This is a genomic window from Acetobacter garciniae, from assembly GCF_017377735.1.
GTDB lineage: Bacteria > Pseudomonadota > Alphaproteobacteria > Acetobacterales > Acetobacteraceae > Acetobacter > Acetobacter garciniae.
On sequence record NZ_JAFVMH010000001.1, the window covers coordinates 66,470 to 89,942 of the forward strand.

At 64.4% G+C, this 23,473-nt stretch carries 23 protein-coding genes and 1 tRNA gene; 12 read left to right on the forward strand and 12 right to left on the reverse strand.

The window, feature by feature from the left end; genetic code table 11:
- Position 1: 1 nt before the first annotated feature.
- Complete coding sequence (locus J2D77_RS00315) at positions 2-532, forward strand: hypothetical protein (RefSeq protein ID WP_207843991.1); 531 nt, start codon at positions 2-4, stop codon at positions 530-532.
- A gap of 7 nt (positions 533-539) precedes the next feature.
- On the forward strand, positions 540-953 hold the full coding sequence (locus J2D77_RS00320; protein WP_207843993.1) for a RusA family crossover junction endodeoxyribonuclease: 414 nt from the start codon (positions 540-542) through the stop codon (positions 951-953).
- A gap of 276 nt (positions 954-1,229) precedes the next feature.
- Here J2D77_RS00320 and J2D77_RS00325 read toward each other — a convergent pair.
- A tRNA-Ala gene (locus tag J2D77_RS00325) sits at positions 1,230-1,305 on the reverse strand.
- A 116-nt stretch (positions 1,306-1,421) separates the two neighbouring features.
- Between J2D77_RS00325 and J2D77_RS00330 the strand changes: the two genes are divergently transcribed.
- Positions 1,422-1,724, forward strand: a complete 303-nt coding sequence (locus tag J2D77_RS00330; RefSeq protein WP_331000032.1) for a YggT family protein — start codon at positions 1,422-1,424, stop codon at positions 1,722-1,724.
- Positions 1,725-1,807: 83 nt separating this feature from the next.
- Here J2D77_RS00330 and J2D77_RS00335 read toward each other — a convergent pair whose 3' ends face one another.
- Positions 1,808-1,984 (reverse strand): hypothetical protein, encoded by a 177-nt coding sequence (locus J2D77_RS00335; protein WP_207843995.1) that lies wholly within the window; start codon positions 1,982-1,984, stop codon positions 1,808-1,810.
- Positions 1,985-2,135: 151 nt separating this feature from the next.
- On the reverse strand, positions 2,136-3,362 hold the full coding sequence (locus J2D77_RS00340; protein WP_207843998.1) for a hypothetical protein: 1,227 nt from the start codon (positions 3,360-3,362) through the stop codon (positions 2,136-2,138).
- A gap of 177 nt (positions 3,363-3,539) precedes the next feature.
- Here J2D77_RS00340 and J2D77_RS00345 point away from each other — a divergent pair, with 177 nt between their 5' ends.
- Positions 3,540-4,109, forward strand: coding sequence for a hypothetical protein (locus tag J2D77_RS00345; protein ID WP_207844000.1), 570 nt, complete (start codon positions 3,540-3,542; stop codon positions 4,107-4,109).
- Between the two features lie 115 nt (positions 4,110-4,224).
- A complete protein-coding gene (locus J2D77_RS00350) occupies positions 4,225-4,692 on the forward strand; it encodes a hypothetical protein (protein ID WP_407927069.1) in 468 nt (155 codons plus the stop codon).
- 54 nt (positions 4,693-4,746) lie between these two features.
- Here J2D77_RS00350 and J2D77_RS00355 read toward each other — a convergent pair whose 3' ends face one another.
- Positions 4,747-5,412, reverse strand: a complete 666-nt coding sequence (locus J2D77_RS00355) for a hypothetical protein (protein ID WP_207844002.1) — start codon at positions 5,410-5,412, stop codon at positions 4,747-4,749.
- 280 nt (positions 5,413-5,692) lie between these two features.
- Positions 5,693-6,796, reverse strand: a complete 1,104-nt coding sequence (gene trhO, locus J2D77_RS00360; protein WP_207844003.1) for an oxygen-dependent tRNA uridine(34) hydroxylase TrhO — start codon at positions 6,794-6,796, stop codon at positions 5,693-5,695.
- A 181-nt stretch (positions 6,797-6,977) separates the two neighbouring features.
- On the opposite strand from trhO, the gene J2D77_RS00365 reads away from it, so the two are divergent.
- From J2D77_RS00365 to crcB, 5 genes are all read left to right on the forward strand, one after another.
- Complete coding sequence (locus J2D77_RS00365) at positions 6,978-7,430, forward strand: hypothetical protein (RefSeq protein ID WP_207844005.1); 453 nt, start codon at positions 6,978-6,980, stop codon at positions 7,428-7,430.
- Between the two features lie 168 nt (positions 7,431-7,598).
- Complete coding sequence (locus J2D77_RS00370) at positions 7,599-10,016, forward strand: TonB-dependent receptor (RefSeq protein WP_207844955.1); 2,418 nt, start codon at positions 7,599-7,601, stop codon at positions 10,014-10,016.
- A 60-nt stretch (positions 10,017-10,076) separates the two neighbouring features.
- A complete protein-coding gene (locus tag J2D77_RS00375; RefSeq protein ID WP_207844956.1) occupies positions 10,077-11,504 on the forward strand; it encodes a phosphotransferase enzyme family protein in 1,428 nt (475 codons plus the stop codon).
- Positions 11,495-12,079, forward strand: coding sequence for a nicotinamide riboside transporter PnuC (pnuC, locus tag J2D77_RS00380; RefSeq protein ID WP_207844007.1), 585 nt, complete (start codon positions 11,495-11,497; stop codon positions 12,077-12,079). Before J2D77_RS00375 ends, pnuC begins: the two co-directional genes overlap by 10 nt.
- Before the next feature lie 518 nt (positions 12,080-12,597).
- Complete coding sequence (gene crcB, locus J2D77_RS00385; RefSeq protein WP_207844010.1) at positions 12,598-13,032, forward strand: fluoride efflux transporter CrcB; 435 nt, start codon at positions 12,598-12,600, stop codon at positions 13,030-13,032.
- A 153-nt stretch (positions 13,033-13,185) separates the two neighbouring features.
- On the opposite strand, the gene J2D77_RS00390 is transcribed toward crcB, so the two are convergent.
- The 5 genes from J2D77_RS00390 to J2D77_RS00410 all read right to left on the reverse strand — a co-directional run bounded on the left by J2D77_RS00390 (position 13,186) and on the right by J2D77_RS00410 (position 19,140).
- A complete protein-coding gene (locus tag J2D77_RS00390; protein WP_207844012.1) occupies positions 13,186-13,569 on the reverse strand; it encodes a VOC family protein in 384 nt (127 codons plus the stop codon).
- 39 nt (positions 13,570-13,608) lie between these two features.
- Positions 13,609-14,466 carry a ferritin-like domain-containing protein gene (locus J2D77_RS00395; protein WP_207844014.1) on the reverse strand — a complete coding sequence of 286 codons (858 nt, stop codon included), beginning with the start codon at positions 14,464-14,466 and terminating at the stop codon, positions 13,609-13,611.
- A 552-nt stretch (positions 14,467-15,018) separates the two neighbouring features.
- On the reverse strand, positions 15,019-15,459 hold the full coding sequence (locus tag J2D77_RS00400) for an acyl-CoA thioesterase (RefSeq protein ID WP_207844016.1): 441 nt from the start codon (positions 15,457-15,459) through the stop codon (positions 15,019-15,021).
- Between the two features lie 204 nt (positions 15,460-15,663).
- Complete coding sequence (locus J2D77_RS00405; RefSeq protein ID WP_230975376.1) at positions 15,664-16,821, reverse strand: energy transducer TonB; 1,158 nt, start codon at positions 16,819-16,821, stop codon at positions 15,664-15,666.
- 216 nt (positions 16,822-17,037) lie between these two features.
- Positions 17,038-19,140: a M13 family metallopeptidase gene (locus J2D77_RS00410; protein WP_331000034.1), complete on the reverse strand. Its 2,103-nt coding sequence runs from the start codon at positions 19,138-19,140 to the stop codon at positions 17,038-17,040.
- A 397-nt stretch (positions 19,141-19,537) separates the two neighbouring features.
- Here J2D77_RS00410 and J2D77_RS00415 point away from each other — a divergent pair, with 397 nt between their 5' ends.
- Positions 19,538-20,482, forward strand: coding sequence for a 2-hydroxyacid dehydrogenase (locus J2D77_RS00415; RefSeq protein ID WP_207844022.1), 945 nt, complete (start codon positions 19,538-19,540; stop codon positions 20,480-20,482).
- Between the two features lie 9 nt (positions 20,483-20,491).
- The gene (locus J2D77_RS00420; RefSeq protein WP_207844024.1) at positions 20,492-21,313 is read left to right on the forward strand and encodes an alpha/beta fold hydrolase; all 822 of its coding nucleotides are present in this window, start codon (positions 20,492-20,494) and stop codon (positions 21,311-21,313) included.
- A gap of 98 nt (positions 21,314-21,411) precedes the next feature.
- Here the strand turns inward: J2D77_RS00420 and J2D77_RS00425 are convergent, their stop codons facing one another.
- Entirely contained in the window at positions 21,412-22,467 is a 1,056-nt protein-coding gene (locus J2D77_RS00425; protein ID WP_207844025.1) for a WD40 repeat domain-containing protein, read from the reverse strand.
- The gene (locus J2D77_RS00430; protein ID WP_207844027.1) at positions 22,464-23,462 is read right to left on the reverse strand and encodes a CobW family GTP-binding protein; all 999 of its coding nucleotides are present in this window, start codon (positions 23,460-23,462) and stop codon (positions 22,464-22,466) included. Before J2D77_RS00430 ends, J2D77_RS00425 begins: the two co-directional genes overlap by 4 nt.
- Positions 23,463-23,473 lie beyond the last annotated feature (11 nt).

Genomic DNA, 23,473 nt, shown 5'->3' on the forward strand with positions numbered 1-23,473 from the left:
TATGAACCAGTCTCAGGCCGACCGGCTGACCGGGTTTCTGCAGGAGCGTTTGCCACCCGAAGCTTACACCGACTTTCACGACATGCTGGAATATTTGCTGGAAGTCTCCGATGGTGCCGGACCCGACGACACCGAAGTGGCCATGCGTACGGTGGATCTGCTGAACTTTCTGGACGAACGCCTGCCCGAAGACGAGGTGAACCGTGTTCGCAAGATCATCTTCGGAACGGACGATCAGGGGAACGCCGTGGCCCAGGATGCAGCATTGCGTGTGAAATGCGTAATGCGTGCCGAGCAGTATGCCAAAGCCCGCGTCATGCGGGCGACCGGTGCCGATGTGATGGCCTGCGACAGTGCGGCGGACGCGTACCGTCTGGGCTTGGCCGCGTTGGGGCAGGATGCCGCGCAGGTCACGGATGATGCCGCCCGGTCCATTTTCGAGGGCTTTGTAAGCCAGCGCAGGCAGCGTGTAGCGGCATCGTCCGATCTGGCTTTGCGTCTGGGGATCAAAGCGCCCCGGAATTTCGGATAGCGGCGCTATGACGGGTGCCATCGTCTACACCGTCACAATCCCCGGGCTGCTGCGCGGCAAGGGGCGGCCGCGATTCGGCAACGGCCGGACATTCACGGACGCCCGGACCGTGCAGGCCGAGGCCTGTATCCAGCAGCACGCCATCGCGCAGATCGGTAGCCCCTGCCTAGAAGGCCCCCTGTCCGTCACGCTGACCATCACTATTCAGCCGCCCCGGTCATGGAGCCGGAAGAAGGCTGCCGATGCGGTGGCGGGGCGCATTCTGCCTACGGGGCGGCCTGATATCGACAACCAGATGAAGACGGCAGCCGACGCCCTGAACGGCATTGTCTGGAAAGATGATGCCCAGATCGTGGATGCCCGCCTGTCCCGCCGCTTTGGCCCGGTCAGCCAGATCGTCATTCAGGTGTGGCCGCTATGACGGACAGACAATGCAAAGCCACGGATGAGCGGCCGGATCGTCAGGAATCGTCACGCAAGCCTCAGCCCCGTTTCCAGAAACGGTACCCCCGCAAACCAACTCCAGCCCGTATTGCCCGCTTCGAAGCGATGAGGGCACGGCTGATGGGTGCGGGCCAAGTGTCAAAGGCGGGAGAAATGCCGTCTGACACATAAATATTAAGAGGGGTTTTAAGGGGGGCAAGAAAGCGCTTGAAGTCAAAAAATACAGGAATTTCAAGAGCTTAAGACAGGCGGCTGGTGGAGCTGAGGGGAATCGAACCCCTGACCTCCTCATTGCGAACGAGGCGCTCTCCCAACTGAGCTACAGCCCCGCCTGTCTTGGTGGGGTGTGTATAGGGCTTACCAATTTTCTGTCAAGCTGTATTGTAGTGGGGTGTTGTTAAAAACAGGCGTGCCGTGGCATGCCGGATAGATCAGGGTTTTTGTCGTGTTCTTGATTTTTGTGGTGTTGATGCGGCTGCTGGAGATCTACTGCTGGATTCTCCTGATATCCTGCATTTTTGTGAACCTGTACGCCTTTGGCATTCTGGATGGGCGTAACCAGCTTGTGTGGAAAATAGGGGTTTTCCTCGAACGCCTGACCGAACCGGTGCTGGCCCCGGTTCGCCAGATTCTGCCCTCCATGGGCGGGATGGATTTCAGCCCCATGGTGGTGCTGCTCGGCATTCGCTACGTGCTTGAACCCGTGCTGCGGTCCATGTTCATGGCAGCGATCGCCAACGGCGGGTAAGCGGGTTTTTATCCGGATCGGGCATAAAAAAACGCCGGGCGTTATCGAGCCCGGCGTTTTTGCATTTCCAACGCGTGCTGGCGTCAGTGATGTGCGACGCTGGGGCCGTGATCTTTTTCGATATGCACCAGAGTATACCCGGACATGACGATAACCGGCACCAGGAAGGACACAACCACCGGGCCCAGAGTCGTCAGCCCACCCAGGAAGAAAGCGATCAGGTCCAGACCCAGCAGCGCGATACACAGAAACATACCCATCCCTAAAACCCCTTTTGTATTCTCGCAGGTAGATACCCTGATCATGCGGTATCGTTCGGGACCGGTCCCGAATGCATGACCCGCAAGGTTCCACCGGATTTCATCACAAATCAGACAGAATCACACTACTCTTCTGGTCTTTGGGGTCAAGTTACCTGGTGCATGGCACATCGGCTTTTTTGGGCGATGCCCCCGGTTGGGCCAGGGCAGCCTGAAGCGCTGAACCCATGACGTCGCCCGTATGCTCCGCCTGGCCCGTGCCATTCTGGCAGGTGGTCGCAGCGCTGCCGGGCGTGACGGTCGTTGCGGGCTGCGTGGGCTGGGCCTGTGCCGCGGCGTTGTTTTGCGGGCCGGGCGTGGCCTGGGCCGGGTTGGCCGGTTGGGCAGAGGCCTGGCGCACAATGCCTGAAGGAACAGCGGTGGGGCTGTTTTCTGTCAGCACCGTGCCGGCATTGCCGTCATCCGGGGTGGTTCCGCCTGAGGCTGCGGGCGTGGACGGCGCGGCAGGCAGTTGCGGGGCAGGTGTTGTCGCCTGGGCGGGGGCAGCCGGCACGGCCGGGGTCTCGACCGCTGCGGGCTGTGTGGCGGGTGCGGCCTGCGAACTGGTACCCGATGTGTGATCCGCAAGGTTCGGGCCGGCATAGACCGCATTTTGGCTGGGGTTCTGCGCCCCGGCCACGCCTTGCGCGGTTGCACCCTGCGGGGCTGCGGGAGTGGCGGGACCGGACTGGCCGAACGGCGTGGGGGCGGGCAGGGTGGAGTCGGCCGTGTCCGGCATGGTGTTGGCGGGCACGATTACTGGCACGGGTGCCGCTGGCTGTTGCGTCGTGTTGGGGAGGGTCGGCGCGTAAAAGGCCGAAACCGGGCCGAACACGGCTATGGCGTTGCTGTCGATCCTGTGGGCCGATTTGACGGGGGTGTTCAGGCAGCCTTTCACCACCGTGGCGCAAACGCCGTCCGTTCCCACCATGCGGTCATCGTCGCCGCTGTAATGCATGTCGGTCACATGGTCGTCCACCAGCCGGATGGAGGCCACACATGTCTTGCCCGCCCCGCCCAGCGTCGTCTGGGACAGGTTCACCAGCGTTTGCAGCGGAAAGAGCGTGGAATCGTTCGAAGATGGCGTGTTGATGGTGCGCGTGTACTGGAAGATCTGCACCCGGTCGTTGATCTTCTCCCGCTTGTCGGGAATTCCGGCACAGGCCTGAAGATCTTCGCTGTTCATGCCGATCACGGCAAGCTGGCCCTTATGGGCGGTGCGGGATTCGTTATACCCGCAGCCGCCCAGGACCAGCAGCAGCAGGCTTGCGGCCATGGGCCCGCATCCCGGCCGGCGGGGTGGCTGGAACTGGCGCGTCCTGGCGATGCGGTATGTCATTCTCCCTCCGGTGGGCGACGGGGCTGGTGGTATGGCTGGGGCATTGCTGGCCCTGCTTTATAACTCTTTGGTGGCGCTGTCATGGTCTGGTCGCCCTGCCTTGCACCAGAGCGCCCTTGCTGGACAAGGAGGTTTGTCCGTATCCTGCTTTGTGAACTGAGCAGGGAAGAGAGTTTTATGCAGGGATTTCGTCCTGTCTTTGCGGCGCTTGGCTTGTGCGCCGTCGTGGTACTGGCTGTCGCACCCGCAGCCGTTGCGGCCCCGACCGCCGCACCCGCAGGCGCACCCATGGGCGGCCCTATGGGCGCACCCGCAGGCGCGTTGGGGCCAGCACCCGCAGCCGGGCATGCCGCGGGGCGGCACATTCTCAAGGTGCCGGCCGAGCCACCTTTCATGACGGTGGCCAACGCGCCCCCCGGCATTCTGGATTATGACGGCATTCCCACCGTGGACTATGCAACCCCGGCCAATGTGGCGGGGCTGATGTATTACTGCGACCATAACAAGCTGGTAACGGACACCACCGTGCGCACGCTGGGCCGCGAACTGGCGGAGCGCAGCGATATTCGCCGGGCTGCCGATTATGCCTGGGGCGGGCAGGGCATGCTGCGGATCAGCCGGAAACGGCTGTTCGACATGAAAACCCTCAACCGCGACCAGCGCGCGGCCGTTTGTGCCCGCACGGCGCTGACGGGGCCGGACCTTCTCAAGGCCGAGCGCGAAAAGGCGGCCAAGGCGCATGGCTGAGGCAGCCCATGCACTTGGCTGCAAACCCGCATCATGGACCCCGGCAGGGGTGAGTGATGGATTGCGGCCCCGCCCCGTGCTGACATAAATTAGCCATGACCCGCGGCGCAGGATCATTCCAGCCCCAAACGGGCATGACGGTATGAAACACCTTAATTTTAAAGAGATCACGATGATGATACGTCGTTTGGTAATCATGGGTGCGGCGGGCGTGCTGGCGGCCCAGCTTGGCGCCACCGCCCAGGCGGAACCCGGCGGGTGCCTGAAATACGGCGCCGCAGGGGCCGTGGGCGGCCATGTGGCCAACCACCACGCTGTTCTGGGTGCGGCCACAGGCTGCGTGGTGGGGATGTACAGGCGGCATGAATACCGCAAGGAAGCCCGTGCCAAGGCCAAGCTGTACGATCAGGAACATCCCGGCTCCAAGGGCTCCTACGAACAGAAGGCCACAGCCTATGACGTGGAACATTCCACGTCCCCGGGTGTCATGCAGCCATCGGGTGGCCCGGGTAATCAGGGGCAGGGTGCCCCCCACCCCGAAGCCCCATCGCCGGGTGCCCAGCAATCGGGCGAACGGTTGTAAGCTGCGGGCAACGCGCATGGACCGGGCCGCTGTTCGGCCCATGCGTATGCAGTCTCAGGGGTGTGAGGTTTTTCGGATACTTTCCAGCGCGTGACCGGTGGCGATCACCATGATCCGCTCGAATTCCTCCCACACGTCGGCCATGACCAGAAGCTGGTTGTGGAACAGGGTCCGCATGACGGTCGCCAAAGCGGGCAGGTTCACTTTCTTGCGTTGCCAGTCAGGCTGGTTCAGGCGCTTGGCGTTGACCTGGCACAGGCTCATCAGCACGATGTCCAGCGCCATATGCGCCCCCAGAACCCGGCCGAGCGGAGTGGTGGGGGCATAGATATCGGGAATGATGGAGGCCACCCGCCAGCTTTCGCCCCCGCGTGCGTAATGGATGGAATAGTGCAGGTATTCTGAAAACGTGATCCGGGTCGTAAACCCCAGGTCGTGTTCCGATGCTTCAAGAAAATCCTTGCACAGGCGTGACGCCGTATCGAACGGCAGGGCTGCATTGCCAAGATGGAACAGGCGTGAGGCAAAATGCAGCACGGCCGGCACGCGGAGCTGTGAGGTGGTAATGCACAGCACGGTTATGGTCATCAGTTCCTTGTCGGTCATGTTGCAGAGCAGGCGGCGGAAATTCTGCCTGTAGCTGCCCGTAAGGGACAGCAGGTCGTCGTAAAACGGCTCTGACAGGACCAGGCAGCAGTCTGATTTGTATCTGTCCGGCATGGGCGGACTAGACGTGCGGAGTGGCGGACAAGGGGGGCTGACGCAGGGAAAAATCTGGCTGCATGGTGGCCTCCTCTGTCCGGTCCGGGTCTTGTGACGATGCCATGTTTTCGGGTGTTACGCTCCCGCAGGCCTTAGAGAGTCATCATCGGCCTTCATAGCGTTCCGGAATACTGCCGATTATGCACCCATATCGTAAATAAATCATTGAATATTACTCTATTTTTATAGTTTTTTGAGGGTGTTGCGGTCCTGCCATTTTTGCGTAGCACGCGCTCAATCAGCCCTGCGGCCCATCCTCGCGCCCGCCCTGTTCCGCATGCCCGTCCGGTGCGTTCGTGTGGTGCTTGAGCGCGTGCTGGCGGCGGATTTCGTCCTCGCGCTGCCGGCGCTTGCGTGCCCGCGCCGCTGCCATGTCCGCGCCCAGATGGGGTTCGCCGCGTCGGGCGGCCAGTTGGGCCTGGCGTTCGCGTTCGGCATGGCGGGTGCGGCCTGTTCCGTCCCACTGGTCGTGGCAGGCGGGGCAGCTTATACCCGGTTCATAAAGGGGTGATGCCTTGTCCTGCGCGCTGACTGGCGCACGGCAGGCATGGCACAGTTCGAGCGTGCCGGGTTCCAGACCGTGGCGGACCGTCACGCGCTGGTCGAACACGAAACATTCACCACGCCACAGGCTTTGTTCGGGCGCGACGGTTTCAAGGTATTTCAGGATTCCGCCTTGCAGGTGGTAGACATCCTCCAGCCCTTCCGCCTTGACGAAAGCAGTCGCCTTTTCGCAGCGTATGCCGCCGGTGCAGAACATGGCTATGCGGGGCTTGCTCCCCCGGGCCAGCAGTTTTTCGCGGTTGTCGCGGAACCATTGCGGAAATTCGCGAAAGGTTTTTGTGCGCGGGTCCAGCGCCCCTTCGAACGTGCCGACCGCCACTTCATAATCGTTGCGGGTGTCGATCAGGATCGTATCGGGGTCGCGCAGCAGGGCGTTCCAGTCTTCCGGCGGCACATAGGTGCCCACGCTGCGGTTGGGGTCTATGCCGTCCACCCCCATGCTCACGATTTCCTTTTTCAGCCGCACCTTCATGCGCAGGAACGGGATCGTGGCGGCGCGGGAGAATTTGACCTCTGTCCGGGTGCAGCCGGGCAGGGTGCGAATATGGGCCAGCACGGCCTGAATACCCGCGTCATCGCCCGCTATGGTGCCGTTCAGCCCTTCATCGGCCAGCAGCAGGATGCCTTTCACCCCATGGGCCGTGCACAGGGCCAGCAGGGGGGCGCGTAACGCCTGCGGATTTTCAAAGGGCGTGAAACGGTACAGTGCGGCCACACAGACAGGCAGGCCAGCAGGATCCTGCTGTGCTACGGGTGTGGCGGCGGGGCTTGCGGTCACGGCGTGGTCCTTGCTGGTCTGTCGGGTCTGTCAGGAATGGTGGCGGAACATCCGCCCGGCCGCGGCGACGGACCGGACTTGGGCGGATGGGGGTGGGGCGTGTAACATATGGGTGAATGGTGCCCGCTGTGTTACATGCGGCCCAATGTTACGCGCGGAGCGGAGGAGGAAACAAGCGACCATGATCAAGCATCCCCCCAAGGCTGCCCTGCTGTCGATCATCAACAAGTGCAATGACAGCGTCGCTGTGAGAATGACAGTGATATTCGGCAGCATCTGGTGCGTATATGCCTTTTTACTGTTCTCGCTCACACCCCTTGTGGCCCCCCAGTGGCAGGATACGCTGCTTTATGTCAGCAACTGCATCCAGCTTGTGGCCCTGCCCGCGCTGATGGTGGGCAGTGCGGTGCTGAACAAGGGCGCGAACGAACGCGCGGAACAGGACCATCAGGCGCTGCTGGAAATCCTGGCCGACGTGAAGGAGGAACTGGCCGATATCAAGCTCAGGACCACCGGGCTTACGCGCTATACGACCGAGGCTTTGCAACGTCCCCTGGTGACGGATGTTTCCATCTCGGACCAGACCTTCGTGAACCTTGGCGGTTCGTCCCAGCACGACGCCGATCCTGCGTAGCCGTGCCGCTCCGGGTCATGTTCGGAGTTTTGACACTATAAGGACATGCCCATGAATTCCGCACGTTCCAGGCTGTCGGCCATCGCGCTGATCACCACATCGCTGACAACCCTGGGCCACGCGGCACTGGCGGCACAGGACGGGCCAGCCAGCCACACGCCCGGGGCCATGCCGGCACCCACCGCACGCCCTGCTACTGCCCGGGTTGCGACCGGGCAGGGGGCGGGGCCATCTGGCGCGGCATCGGTAACCGGGCATGCCGTGCCCCACGCCACGCCCATGCCGGGCCAGTCAAAGGGCCAGTTACAGGGCCAATCACGGAGCCATTCCGCAGGGGGCCCCGTGCGCGCCACGGGCGTGCAGACGCTGATCGTGCACGGTGATTCCGTGCAGGTCCGTCCCGGCGGGGGCATGATCCAGCCCGATTCCGAACCGCAGGCCAGCAGTATCGTCGGGCAGGATTTCATTGCCCGGCAGGCCCCCACCGCCACCGCGTACGAACTGGCGGCCCAGATGCCCGGCGCCAATGTCAGCGGGTCGGATCCGTTCGGGTTTTCGCCGCAGACCAATATTTCCATCCGTGGCATGAATGGGGATGCCATAGGCTACGTGCTAGAAGGCATGCCGCTGAACGACATTGCCTATTACACCGGCTATCCCAGCCAGTTCGCCGATAGCGAGAATTATGAAAGTGTAGCCGTGCAGCAGGGGGCACCGGACCTGGACAGCCCCGTGCTGAATGCTGCTGGCGGGTTGATGAAGCTGCGCTTTCGCACGCCGTCGGACAAGGCGGGTGGCTTCGTGAATGCCTCCTACGGGTCGTACAACACCAACAGGCAGTTCCTGCGGCTTGAAAGCGGGGAGATCGGGCGCACCGGCCTGCGGGGGTTTGTCTCCTATTCCCATGCGCAGACGGATAACTGGCGCGGCCCCGGGCGGGATGAACGCCAGCATGTGGACTTCAAGCTGGAAAAAACCTGGGGGCAGGGCAATAGCGCTGCCCTTCTGGGGTCATGGAACCAGGCCATAGACAGCTACTACCCCCAGGCCACGCTGGAAAGCTGGCAGCAGGACGGCATTCATGGCGCCAACAACCTGGCCGCCCGGTTCGACCCGACCAACGACGCGGCAGGCACGGATTACTGGCGGCTTGCCCGCCAGCCCGAGCGCACCCTGTATATGGGGGCCCCGGTCACGATTCACTTCGACCACGGGCTGACATTCCGGGCCACGCCATACGCGCAGGGCGCTTTCGGCAATGCGCCGGGCGGCACGCAACTGCCCGTAAGCGGGCTTTTCAACGGGGCCGTTCCCGCGCAGGATACGCTGAGCGCGCCAGTCGTTGTGGATGACTACGCCACCGTCCGGGCTGATTACACCCAGCGCAGCTATCGTTCGGGCTTTACCACGGCACTGGACTGGACGCGCGGCCACAATACGCTGAGCCTGGGCTACTGGTACGATTACGGCGACGATGCCGAGCGCGAAACATTCACCCCCGTCGGGGCGAACGGCCAGGCGGGCAGCATATGGGGGGGCACACCCATTCTCGCGGCCCCCGGCCAGCCGCTTGTGGGGGCGGATAACCACACCATAGCCCAGACCAATGCCCTGTTCGTGGGGGACCGGCTTTCGCTCCTGCATGACCGGCTGCTGCTGACTGCGGGCTTCAAGGAAGTCATGGCCTCGCGCACGGGCACCAATGGCGTGCCGGGGGCGGTATGGCGCACGAGCACGAATACCGCAGTGCCCCTGCCGCGCCTTGGCGCACGCTTTCAGATCACGTCGCACCATCAGGTGTTTTTCGACGCCACGACAAATTTCCGCACCCCCGCCGAAACCGCTATGTACGATGGCTACGACCCCACCAGCGGTGCCTTGATCCAGAAAGGCACCACCAGCCTGAAGAACGAATATTCCATTGCCGAGGAACTGGGCTATCGCTACGCGGATGACCGTGTGGTGGGCACTCTCACCCTGTTCAACTACAATTTCACCAACCGCCAGATCGCAACACTGGCCATGGTCAACGGTGCGCCGGTGCAGTCCACACTCAATGCCGGGGGGCAGACATCGCGCGGGGTGGATGTGGAGGTGGGGCTGCGGCCGTGGCACCATTTCAGCCCCTACCTGTCGGGCGAATACCTGCACGCCACCATCGACAATGACCTGTATTCGGGCGGGGACTGGCTGCCCACACGCGGCCGCAGGGCCGTGCGCAGCCCCACCTTGCAGGCGGCCGGCGGGCTGACCTACGATGACGGACACCTGTTCGGGGTGATTACCGCCCATTATACCGGCCACCAATACGCCACCTTCATGAACGACGAACGCATACCCGGCCACGTGACCGCCAACCTGGCGCTGGGCTACCGGCTGGGCGATGTCTCGGTCCTGCACCGGCCCGAATTCCGGCTGAATTTCATCAATATCAGCAACCAGCATTACCTGTCGGGCGTGGCGGACCCCACCCTGAATGCGCGCGACACGCAGGGCCGCAACGGCACGATCATCGCGGGGGAAAGCCCCGATTATTATATCGGCGGGGGCTTTGCCACCATGTTTACAGCCTCCACCGGGTTCTGAGCGGTGAGCGGGGCGGCTTCGGGCCACGCGAAGACCACGAACGGCACGGCGGCGGCGGACATGCCAGCCGGGCAGACGCCCCAGTTCGGCGTGCACGGCGTGCAGGACCGGCGTGACTGGCCCTGCCTGACACGGGATGAAGTCACCCGCGTGCTGGCCCGGTATGCGCCGGGCCAGGCCATGGGCAGCATTACCTGGCACAGCATGCGCCCGTTTTCCGCCGCCTGCATGGTGGTGCCCGAAGGACCGGAAGCAGCCGCAGGGCAGGGGGCTGGGCCCGGCAGTGTATCTGGCAGCGTATCAGGCAGCCTATCGGGCGGTGCGCGGGGTGGTGCATCGGGGCAGGGGCTTGTCATCAAGCGCCACCATGCCAGCCTGCGGAATGTTGAGGTGCTGGAGGCCGAACACGCCTTCATGCGGCATCTGGCGGAACGGGGTATTCCGGCCTGCCTGCCCCGGAGCCTGCCCGACGGCCATACGGCGCTCGCACTGGGCCCCTGGACGTATGAGGTCTTCAGCAAGGCCCCGGGGGCCGATCTGTACCGCGATGTCATGTCCTGGAAGCCCTATCTGTGCCCCCGGCAGGCCCGGGCTGCGGGGGACATGCTGGGCCGGCTGCACAAGGCAGCGCAGGATTATGCGGCACCCCCGCGCGGCGGCAATGCCGGCGCCCCGCTTGTATCGGGCATGCGGGTGATAGGGCAGGCGGATTTCGGGGCGGCCCTTGCGCAATGGGTGGGCCACCAGCCCGATCTGCTGCAGGCTCTGAACGGGTATGACTGGATGGCGGATGCACACGCCGTCCTGGCCCCTTTGCACGCTCGCCTGCGCCCCCTTCTGCCCCATGTCAGGCCCGCCTGGGGGCATGGGGACTGGCATGGTTCGAACCTGCTCTGGCACGCCCCGGCAGGTGCTCTGCCAGACGTATGCAGCGTGCTGGATTTCGGCATGGCGGACAGAAGCTGCGCGGCCTTCGACCTGGCGGTGGCGATCGAGCGCGCCATGGTGGACTGGCTGGCCCTGCCTGCCCCCGACGTTGTGGCATGGGAGCAGTTGGAGGCCTTTATGGCCGGCTACCAGGCCGTGCGGCCGCTCGATCCGGTGGAGCGCGCGCAGGTCGTGGCTTTCCTGCCGCTCGTGCATGTCGAATTCGCTTTTTCGGAAGTCAGTTATTTCCGCACCCTCGTGCAGGACGAGGGCTCGGCCGAGGTCGCCTATACAGACTACCTGCTGGGCCATGCGCGGTGGTTCGCAGGGCCAGATGGCGTGCAGCTTCTCGAACGCCTGGGCACCATTCTGGCCCGGCCCGCGGACATGGCGGCACAAGCTCCAGATCATGGGCCAGACGGGCTTCCCGACAAGCCCGGCACAGTTCCGCCGCAGGCCCGCACGGCTGATGCCCCCTTGAACGAAAACCACAATACGCCGCAGGAAAAGCCTGTGGAGGGCGGCTCAGACGGGGTGCAGGGCACGCCGCCATGTCGTTGACAGAATGGGTGGCGGCCATCGCCAGCGCCCTGGGGGTCTGGCTGGCGGGCCGGCGCATGCTCAGCGGCTGGGTCGTGACCGTGGTGGCTTCGGGCCTGTATGGCGTGGTGTTCGCCCGTGCGCGGCTTTATGCCGATACAGCACTTCAGGTGGTGTTCGCCCTGACAGCACTGTACGGCCTGTGGTGCTGGTGGCGCGGCGGACGGCATGCCTCTGCCCGGCGCCTGCCGGTGGTGCGGCCCGCCCCCTTCGTGCTGTGGCGCGACGGTGCCGTGGCCGGGGCTTGCGGGCTGCTGCTGGCCTGGGCCCTGCGCCAGTGGAGCGATGACGCCGTGCCCCTGGCCGATGCGATGCTGAGCGCCTACAGCATTCTGGGCCAGGTCTGGACCGCCCGGCGGTTTCGGGCCTGCTGGCTGCTCTGGATCGGGGTGGACGCGCTTTATACGGCCCTTTTTGTCGAACGCGCCCTATATGTCACCGCCACCCTTTATGCCGGTTTTGTGCTGCTGGCGGTGTGGGGCTGGCGGCAATGGGGTGACGACGCGCCCGAAGATGCGAAAAATCGCAACGAGTAAAACAGCGTCGCGACCGCTGCGAATACAGTCCGGCCAGCGTTTTCGAGTGCTCTTATAGTGAGCGTTATTATACCCCATAGCCGTTGTGGTGACCCGGTTTGGGGCAAATCACAACCGTGCACGAAGGCTGTGGATGAATTGCAGCACTTCCGACTCGTTGCTGGACAGCCAGGTCAAGAAGATTCTCGGCACGTCGCGGGCAAAAAAGGCAGAAACCCCGGAATACTGCGGGTTTTTACTATTTGTACACCCATTACTCAGGCAGGATTATCCACAGGGATCGGGGGCGGATTGCGGGAAAACCCTGTGGATAGTTTTGTGGAAGGTAGAAGCTCTCACAGTTTTTTGCGGCTTTCTGCATTTGTTCCATAAAGGGCAGTGTGCTGATGATCCATGTGCCAGATCCACCGCCCCGGTGGCGGGGCAATCGGGCTTGCCACCCACGTCATTATGGCTGGACAGCGCGCCAGGCCTGTGGTGTGCCTGACCCACCAAGTGCCACTGCAAGGCTGTCATCCATGTCGTTTTATACCTGTCTTATCGTCATGCTGGGGGGTGCCCTGGGCACGCTGGGCCGCTACGCCATGTCCGTGGCGACCGCACCTTTCAGCCGCTACATGCCCTGGGGCACGATCGTGGGCGTGAACATGCTGGGCTCGTTCGTGATCGGTTTTTTCGGGACATTGACGCTCGCCTCCGGCCGGTATCCGGTTTCGGAAGCCACGCGCCTGTTCGTCATGCTGGGGGTGTGCGGCGGCTACACCACGTTTTCGTCCTTCAGCCTGCAAACGCTCGACCTGCTGCGCATCGGGGCGTGGGGCCGCGCCCTGCTGACGGTGGTGCTCTCGGTCGTGCTGTCGGTCAGTGCCGTGGCGCTGGGCCATGTCGCCGCATCGCGCCTGAACCACCACACGATCCTGATTGCCCAGGCGGACGTGGAAGAGGAAGTCTGAAAACCCGCACCCAGGCGGCTTGCTGCCCCCCTGCCTGACAACGTCCGGGGGAACCGCCCAGCCCCCGCAACAGGCCGTTGCATGAGAGGGTGGTGGGAACAGGATGGGTGGGGACAGGGGTGGTGCATCCCCTGTCCGGTCGTCGTGCAAGAGTTATTTGGGTTCTTTATACATCACGCACAGCTTGTTGCCGTCCGGGTCGCGCAGATAGGCGAGATAGAGCGGGCCGTTCGCGGTCTCGCGCACGCCGGGCGGGTTTTCAATGCCGGTGCCGCCATTTGCCACGCCCGCCTTGTACCAGGCATCGGCCATGGCCGGGCTTTTTGCCTCGAAACCGATCGTGCCGCCATTGGCCCCTGTCGCGGGCTTGCCGTCGATGGGCTTGCCGACCATAAAGCGTGAGCCGTGCTGGGCATAGACCAGCCGACCATTGGCATGAACCTCCGAGGGGGCGATATCCAGCGCTTCGAAAATGGCGTTGTAGAATTTCTGGGAGCGCGCAATGTCGTTGCTGCCCACCATGATATGCGTGAACATGGCGTGTCGGTCCTTCTGCTTTTGCGACAGAAAAGCAGACTACCGGGTTGCCTGCGGCTGACAAGCCCTGTCCGCGCCGATACCCGCCATGCGCGCGAAACGGCGCTGGCGGCTGAAAAACAGCTTGCTGGACAGCCAGAATACCGCATCCTGCACCCTGGTATGCGGCTTGAGCCCCACGGTCTTGAACACCATGCCCGTAACCCGGCGCAGATGGTGCGGCTGGTAGTTGCGCATGGCGCGCGCCATGTAGGCGGCAATGCAGCGCTTGTGGTCGTAGGGCAGGTCGGGCGGTTCGTTGGTGGTATGGTAGGCGGAGGCCAGTTCGTCGTCCTCGCTTTCGGTCACGCGGCCCAGGGCAATGCGCAGGCGCTGGAACACGCCAATGTTTTCGCGCCCCAGATAGCGCTGCATATGGTCATAGAACAGCTTGAAATGCCGGAACTCATCGGCCGCGATCTGCTTGCACAGCGCCTTGAGCACGGGCTCTTCCGTGGCGTCGCCCAGGGCGGAGTAAAAGGATGACGTGCCGGTCTCGACCATGCAGCGTGCGATCAGTTCCCCCGTGCGCGAGCCCCGCACGGATTGGCTGACCTCCAGCGGGATATGGTAGAAGTCCCGGTAGCGTTCGAAAGCAGCGTGATAATCCCATTTCGGGTCGGCCAGCATGGCCCAGCGGCCCAGCGCATCACCATGCTGGACTTCCTCCTCCGCCCACAGATCCGCCGCCTGGCGAAAATCCGGGTCGTCGCTGAACACGTTGTTCAGGTAGCGCGCGTAATCCACGGCGTTGCGTTCCACGACCGACGCCGCCTTGATGGCGGGCACCAGTTCGGGATCGACCTTGGAGGGGTCGAACTGGTCCCATGCAAGCTGATCGATCTGCCAGTGTTTCATAGACCGGACCTCCTGTTACGCGCGTATTGTCCAGCTTGTCCGTGTCATAATCCACCACCGTCCAACCCTGCGGGCGACACCCCCGCTGGCACGTTACGCCAGATCACGCTGGCGCGTTTTAGACCATCTGCTCCGCTGGCGGAATGATGGGCTGCAAAAAAACATGGGAGTCAAGCACGATGTTCCCCCGCCTGTTCTCAAAACCGCCCGTCCCAGGCGCAACAGGCGCGAACGGGCACCATGGCATGTCAGATATGTGGGAAGGCAGAGGGGGGCGGGGAAGGGTGTTGCCCCCCTTTCTGCCGCACCCCAAACCCATCCTGCAGGGTGCTGCCCCGGCGCGACGGATAGGGCGTATGGGCGCGGCCCATAGCCGTGGCTGGCACGGGGGCGGGGCAAGGCAGCACGTGGCCCCGCAGGTGCTTAAAGCCTGCCTCTGCCTCCATACTGCAGGGCTGACAGGCGATTGGGGCTGTCGCATCGTCCCCTGGGCAGGTGAGCCAGAACAGGGGGGCCGGGAGTATGCGCGAGCAGGGGCAGGGTACGGGCTGGTTACAGGGTCTTTTCGCTTACAGGCGCGGGCAGGCTGTCGCCGGGCTGCGGCGGCGGCAGTTCACGCGGGCGGCGTTCTTCATCCAGGGCGACAAAAATGAACTCGCCTTCCGTCACCTTGGAGGTGATATGCGTATGCCGCGCCCGCCGCCAGGTTTCGACATGGATGGTCAGCGACGTGCGGCCCGAACGCACGATATTGGTGTAGATGCTGACCTCGTCCCCCACCACCACGGGTTCGAGAAAGACCAGGCTGTTGATGGCAACGGTCACGCACCGGCCATTGGCGCGGAATGCGGCCGTGGTTCCGGCTGCAAGGTCCATCTGTGACATGATCCATCCGCCGAACACGTCTCCCGCCGGGTTGGTATCGGTGGGCATGGCCACGACGCGGATGGTGGGAACCCCCAGCGGTGGCGAGGAGTGCTTGGTATGCGACATTACGGCGGGCCCTCATGGCTTGGATCTGTTGCGTTCAGATCACTTAGAACTATCCCAGCGTACAATAGACCGCATTGCGCTTTTCCGTAGCCTCAGTTTTTTGTGAAGAGCAGGGGCGGCGGAATCGACAGACCGCGCGAAGGGGGTGCCCCAGGTGCCAGCGGGGCCGAGCGCCCAAGCCTTCGTTAACGCGCAGGGGCGCGATCAGTTGCGGACCAGGATGTAATTGATCGTGACATCGAAATTGATGAACTGGTCCTTCATGTCCGGCGGCACGGGGGGCAGCTGCGCGCCCTGGAACATGCCCATGGTCGATGCGTCGAGTTCGACCGAACCGGAAGAATTGGTTTCGAACACCTTGAACACATGCCCGTCGCGGTCGAGGATGACATGCACCGAAGACGCGCCTTCCTCACCCCGCTGGGCGGCGTCGGGCGGGTAGAACAGGTGGCGCTGGATCCAGGAATCGATATCGGCCGCGTAATCGCTGCTGACGCCATGCACCGTCGTGCGGGAAGAATAATGCGCGTTCAGCGCTCCGTTTTCCACCAGCGGGCCAATGGACAGGTCAAGCGGCGCGCGCGACCCGCCGGCCCGGCCCCGGCGCTGGCGGCGGGGGGCCGGCGCTTCATCGAAGGACAGGTCCATCGGGTTGTCGAAGGGCGAAGGCGCGTGATGGCTGGGGCTGGGTGTGGGCCTGGGGTGCGGTGCTGGCCGCGCGGGGTGTTCGGGCGTTGTCCTGTGGCCGGTCACCGGGCGGGAAGGGCTGATACGCTGCTCGTTCTGCTCGGGCTTGGGAATACCGTCGTCGGATTGCGGCAAGGGCGGGGCCGCGGGCGGTGTTTCGGTCGACTGGGTGGGGCCCTGCTGGGCCTCTGCCGGGGCGGGCGGGGTGTTGCTGGCCTCGGACGGTTGCTTGGCCTCGTTGCCGCCACCAGCATCGGGGGAGGGCTGGCCCACCATGCCGCTGGATGCGTCGGGCTGGGCGAAGACCATTTCCACCGGCGCGTTCTGGTTGGTGCTGGGTGTGCCCGCCTTGGCGTGGGTCGATGCCTTGTAGATCAGCGCCCCCAGCAGCAGCGCGTGGGCCAGCAGCGACGCGGTAATGACGGGGCCCAGCGTGGAATCGGCGTAAAGTTCCTTGCGGATAAGCGGGGTTGCGGTGCCGCGCACCGAACGCCCTGGCACCTTGGGCACGGGCAGGGACGGGAACAGCCGGTTCCGGCCGCCGTTTTCCGCACCCTCGGGTGCATCGCGCAGGGGGCCGCCCGCGCGCGACGGATCGGCCCCGAACGGGTCGGGGGTGGGTATCAGGCGGGGTTCCCGCCGGGACGCGGCGGGAAGGCGAATCGCGTTAACCATGAACCGCCGGTGTTCTCCCGTGATCGCGCAGGACAAGTCCATGCCGGGGTCCGGCCCGGCCATGGCACTCTGCCACCGCCCGCATGCCTTCGCCACAGCGAAGGGGGCAGGGTCCGGGCGTGGTCCTTGTGCGGCAGGCGCTCAGTGTTCCGTACTGCCAGATATCGTGCATAAATTCCCGCCTGATAAGCGCGCGCCCGGGGTCATGGGCTGGATTTACCAGATTTTGACACGTTGTTGGGGTGCCAGATACAGCGTATCGCCGGGTTTTACATCCCATGCATCGTACCAGGCATCGATATTGTGCATGGGTATGTTCACGCGCGCCTGCGGGGGGGAATGCGGGTCGGTCACCGCAAGGCGGCGCACCGTGTCGTCACGCAGCTTTTCACGCCAGACCTGTGCCCAGCCAAGAAAAACGCGCTGGTCCCCGCTCAGCCCGTCAATGACCGGGGCGGGCTTGCCACCCAGCGATGCGTGATACGCGTCCAGTGCCAGTGTCAGCCCACCCAGATCGGCAATGTTCTCACCCATCGTCAGCTTGCCGTTCACATGCACGCCGGGCAGCACCTCGAACGCGTCGTATTGCGCGCCAAGGCGGTCGGCCAGCTTCTGGAACCGTTCGGCGTCCTCTTTCGTCCACCAGTCCTTCAGGCGGCCATGCTCGTCGAACTGGCGGCCTTCATCGTCGAAGGAATGGGTCATTTCATGGCCGATCACCCCGCCAATGGCGCCGTAATTCACAGCCGCATCCGCCTTGGGGTTGAAGAAGGGCGGTTGCAGGATGGCGGCGGGGAACACGACCTCGACAAAAAGCGGGTTGTTATAGGCGTTCACGGTCTGGGGCGTCATGTCCCATTCGTTGCGATCGACCGGCCTGTCCAGCCGTTCCAGCCAGTAGCGCCATTCATACGCGACACCGTTGCGCGCGTTGCCGTAGACATCGCCCTGGCGCACCCCAAGGCTTTTGTAGTCGCGCCAGGTGTTGGGGTAGCCGACCTGGATTTCAAAGCTTTCCAGCTTGTGCAGGGCGGCGTCGCGGGTGGTGGGGCTCATCCATGTGTTGGTGCGCAGTCGCTCACGGAACGCGTTTTTCAGGTCCGCGGTCAGTTTCTGCATGGAAGCCCGGCTTTCAGGCGGGAAATAGCGCTGCACGTAAACCTTGCCCAGCGCCATGCCCATGGCCGCACTGGTGGCCTGCACGCCCCGCTTCCAGCGCGCGGCCAGGGTGGGCTGTCCGCTCAGCGCCTTGGTGAATTCGAACCGGGCCTGTTCGAAGCGATCGGGCAGGTAGGTGGCCGTGTTGTCCACAAGGTGGAAGGCCAGCCAGGCCCGCAGCGTGTCCATGTCGGTGGTGGAGACAATGCGGGCCTCCCCCGTCATGGCGTCGGGTTCACCCACGATCAGCGTGCGGGCTTCCAGCCCCTGCGCATTCAGGCCCGCCGCCCGCAGCCATGTGGCCCAGTCGAACCCCGGGGCCTTGGCCCCCAGTTCGGCCAGGGTCATGGGGTTGTAGGTCTTTTGCGGGTCGCGCAGGGCCGCACGTGTCCAGTGCACCTGCGCCAGCCGTGTCTCGAACGCGACGATCGCCTGCGCCGCACTGGCCGCACCCGGCCAGTCGGCCAGGGTCAGGGCTTTTTCGATATAGGCCTGGTAGGCCTTTTTCTTGGCAGCGAATTCGGGCTTGAGGTAGTAGTCCCGGTCAGGCAGGCCCAGCCCCGCCTGGTCGAGGTTGAGCGCATAGCGCGTGGGGTCCTTGGCGTCGGGATTGATGCTGAGAGAGAAGGGCGAGAACTGGAAGTTCCCCACACCCGAGCCCGTCAGTGCCGCAAAACCTGCCATGTCCTTGAGTGCGCGTATGGCGTCCAGGTCCGGGGCGAGCGGTTGCGCGCCAAGGCGTTCCACCTGCGCCGTATCCATGTAGGAGGCATAGAACGTGCCCAGCTTTTCCTCGATGGTGCGGGGGTTCGCCACCGGGTGGGTGGACAGGTCGTTCAGGATCGACTGCACCCGCGTGCGCGAAAGTTCGGCCAGCGCGTTGAAGGGGCCGTAGCTCGTCATGTCGGCGGGAATTTTCAGGTGGTCCAGATAGGTGCCGTTCGCGTAGCGGAAAAAATCGTTGCCGGGCTTGGCCCCCATGTCCCGCCCCGACAGGTTGACCCCCCAGGGGCCAAAGCTTGCCGGCTCTTCCTGCGTTGCAACGGCCTGGGGCTGGGTCGCTGCGGGCTCGGCCGCCTGGGCGCTGGTCAGGGCCAGGCCGAGGGCTGCGGATACAAGCAGGCACAGGCGGGTGGAAAGGCGGACGGCAACATCGGGCACTGGGCGGTCTCCGGTCTTGGGTGGCGGATGGTCTTTGCGCGCGTTCCGCCGGGCTGTCCATGCGGGCATGGTGTTCCTGCTCGTACATTAACGGGCTTGTCGGCGCGCGCCTACCCCGTGGGGGGCAGGGGCGATGCTAAAAGAAACTTCACGCGCGGTCACGATCCTTTGGGTGGCAGGGCAGGCGGGCGGCACCTGTCGGGCCGGCCCGATTGCTGGTAGGGTGGACGTGCTCGGTTTGAAGCCGGTACGATCGACCCCGAACGAACGAACGGGCGGGCCGCAACGACAGGCGCAACGGTCAGGCACGGCAGGGCCGGAATGATCGGAACGGGCAGGGCCAGAACCGGTATGGTCGGGCTGGGCCAGAGAGACGCGAAAGGACAGGGGGCGGGCCATGGTGTGTCTGGTTGTCAAGGCGGGGGGTGCCAAGGTGTTCGGGCGTTGGAAAGAGGCTTTTGCCCGCATCGCCCCCGATCTGGACGTGCGCGAATGGGACGACCCCACGCTGGACTCCGCGCGGATCGATTACGCCCTTGTCTGGCAGCCCGAACGCGGGCGGCTGGCGGCCATGCCCAATCTCAAGGCCATTCTCAGTGTCGCGGCGGGGGTCGACCATGTGACGTGCGACCCCACATGGTCGCGCGCCATTCCGCTGATCCGCATGGGGGATGATGAAATCCGTCTCCACATGGCCGATTACGTCATCTGGGCGGTCACGTCGCTCACGCGCGATGCCGCGCGCTGGCAGCAGGCCCAGGCCCAGGCGCAATGGGCCAGGCGCGCGGAATTTCCGCTCCTGTCAGCGCAGGTGCATGTGGGGGTCATGGGGCTGGGCAGCGTGGGCGCATATGTGGCGCAAAAGCTGGCGGGCTGGGGGTTCGTGGTTTCGGGCTGGACCCGCACGCCCCATACGCTTGATGGTGTTGCCTGCTATTGCGGGTCCGACCAGTTTTCCACCTTTGTGGCGCAGAACCATATTCTGGTCTGTCTGCTGCCCGAAACACCGCAGACGCGTGGCCTGCTGACCTACGACGTGTTCAGCAGGCTGCGCCAGCCTTCGGGGCTGGTGAATGTCGCGCGCGGCCCCCTGGTGGTGGAGGCCGACCTGCTGCGCGCGCTGGAGGATGGCACGCTGCGCGGTGCCGTGCTGGATGTGTTCGACCGCGAACCCCTGCCCGAAACATCGCCCCTGTGGCATGCGCCGCGCACGCTCATAACCCCGCATATCGCTTCCGAAGCGTCGCGCGCGGCCAGGGCGGCCAAGGTGGTGGCGACTATAGCCGCCCTCGAACGCGGGGAGGACGTGCCCCTGCGCTACGACCCCGAACGCGGGTACTGAACCTCCGCAATGGCGGTGCTGGAACAGCGCAACGTGCAGGTGGGGCCGCATAGTATCCATGTGCATGTCACGGGCCCGGCGGGTGATGACGGCCAGGACGCCGCACAGGCGCCGTTGATACTCGTGCATGGTTTTGGCGGCAGCCAGGCAGGCTGGCTGATGGTCCAGCCCGCATGGGCCCGCCACCGCCGCGTGATCGCCTTCGACCTGCCCGGGCACGGCGCGTCCTCCACCCATGTGGGGGCGGGCACGCTGTCCTGCTTCGCGGATGTCGTGGGCGGGCTGATGGATGTCCTGGGCGTGGCATCGGCCCATGTGCTGGGCCATTCGCTGGGCGGGGGCATCGCACTGGCCCTTTTGCGGGCCTGTCCGCAAAAACTGCGCAGCCTTTCGCTGATCGCACCGGCAGGCCTGGGCAGCAGCGTGAATATGGCGTTCGTGCAGGGTTACGTGAATGCCCATACGGTGGACGACATCCGCAACACCATGGATATTGCAGTGGCAACACCCGGGCTGATCGGGCGGCAGGCGGCAAGGCTGCTGCTGCACGGGCTGGAAGAACCGGGCCGCCGCGACGCCCTGCGGCAGATAGCACAAGCCTGTTTCCCGCATGGTCGGCAGGCCGAGGATTTTCGCGCCCTCATCCGCCGGGCCCCCATACCCGTCAGGCTGGTCTGGGGGCAGGACGATGCCGTGTTGCCACCCCCGCCACCGGGCGATCTTGCCGCCGAGGCCCCCTGTATTATCCTGCCCCGCACCGGGCACCTGCCCCAGCTTGAACGCGCGACAGAGGTCGCCCAGGCGGTGAACGAGTTCCTGCAACACCGCTGACCTGCGACGATATGCCCCGTCACAGCAGGGCAATCGCGCCGTGCCGGGCTTTCACCGCGCACCCCCAGCCCGTGCGGGCCAGGCGCGCGCGGGTGGCCTTACCCGGCGGAGGCCAGGTCCACCAGGCCGATCGTGCCGTCTTCGGTGCCAAAGCCCAGCATGCAGCCATCGGGGCTGTAGGCCAGGGCGGTAACGGCCCCGTTCTGGGCCAGGCAGATGGGCAGCACGCGCTGGCTGGCGGGTTCGAGCATCAGCACAGTGCCGTCGGCAAAGCCTGCGGCCAGCACGTCCTGCGTGGGGTGGGTGGCAACACGCGTGCACAGTGCGCCGCCCGCGCCGGGCAGTTCCGTGGGGGGCTTGCCCATGGGGCCGTTCCCCACGAAGGACCACAGCACCACGACATCGGCCCCACCGGTGGCCAGCCATTTGCCGTTATGCGAAAACGCCATGGAGCGGACCTTGGTGGGGTAGCCGCTCATGCGCATGTTGTGGCCGTCCGCCAGCCGCCAGCCATGCAGGTCATTGTCCTGCATGGCGGTCACGACCGCCTCGGCCCCCGGATGCATGACAATGCCCAGATGGCTGCCCTTCCATTCCAGCAGGCGGGGGCTGCCATCCTTGGACTGGGTAAACCACAGCGAGACACCATTATAGTGCGAAACCGCAATGCGCTTGCCCTTGGGGTCGAATACCATTCCGCCCACGGTGGAGGGATGTTCGAGCGTGCGGATAATGGTGCGGCCCGTGGCGTCGCGCAGTTCGACCTCCTTGCCAGACGATGCGGCGATCATCGCACTCTTGGCGTCCACATGGGTGCAGATATGCTCCACCCAGCGGCGGCTTTTGCCCAGTTCCTCGATCTCGCCCGTAGGGTCCAGGCGGCACAGGCGGCCGTCATCCCCGCCGGTCAGGAAACTGTCGGCCAGTGTATCCGCGCACAGGGCCAGGGCCGGGCCGTCATGCACGGCAACGCTGCTCCAGCTCTGGGGTGTGTGCAGGTCCTCGCGGTGGGCAACGATCACATCGCCCTCGGCGGTGGTGAAGGCGAAGCGGCTGGAATCGCGCGAGGCGGCGCAGGCCGTGATCTCGCCTTCCACGCGGCGATGCGCGCCGCGTTTCTCGATCAGTCCGCGCGGGGCGGTTACGGTGCTCATGCCGCAATACAGCTTTCAAGCCCACGGCGGAGCTGGGGCCGGTTGAGGTTGCGGCCAATGAACACAAGCCGGCTTTCGCGCGGCTCGCCTTCCTTCCAGGGGCCTATGGCGTCGCCATCGGCCATCATGTGAACGGCCTGGAAGGCAAAGCGGTCGTCCTGGCCTGCAAAGTCCAGAATACCCTTGGTGCGCAGCATGTCCGCGCCTTTTTCCTGCAACAGCGCGCTGATCCACATCTGGAAGCGCCCGGCATCCAGCGGCTGCTTGATGGCCAGGGACACGCTGGAAATATCTTCCTCATGGTGGTGTTCGGGGTTTTCGAGGAAGGCGGGGGACTGTTCGAGCACGCGGGCCAGATCGAACCCGCCACGGTCGAGCACATCCGTCAGCTTGACGTTGCCCTTGCGCGCGCGGTGAATGGGGGCGGCATTGTTCAGCTTGCGAATGGCCGCTTCCACCGCCTCCAGCCCGGCTTCATCCACAAGGTCGGTCTTGTTGAGGATAATGACATCGGCAAAGGCGATCTGTTCACGGGCTTCGGAACTTTCGGCCAAGGTCGCGATGACATTATACGCATCCACCACGGTCACGACGGCATCCAGCCGGGCTTTCTCGCGCACGTCCTCATCGGCGAAAAAGGTCTGCGCCACGGGGGCGGGATCGGCCAGGCCCGTGGTTTCCACGATCACGCCGTCGAACCTGGTGCGCCGCTTCATCAGCCCGTTCAGGATACGGATCAGGTCGCCGCGCACCGTGCAGCAGATGCAGCCATTGTTCATTTCGAACACTTCTTCATCCGCGTCCACCACCAGGTCGTTATCCACGCCCAGTTCGCCGAATTCGTTGATGACGACAGCATATTTGCGCCCGTGCTCGGCGGTCAGGATATGGTTGAGCAAGGTGGTCTTGCCAGCACCCAGAAAGCCGGTCAGGACCGTGACCGGCACGCGGTTGTCGGGCTCGGCCTGGGCGGGCGCGGGGGATGCATCAGACATGGGGGGATACT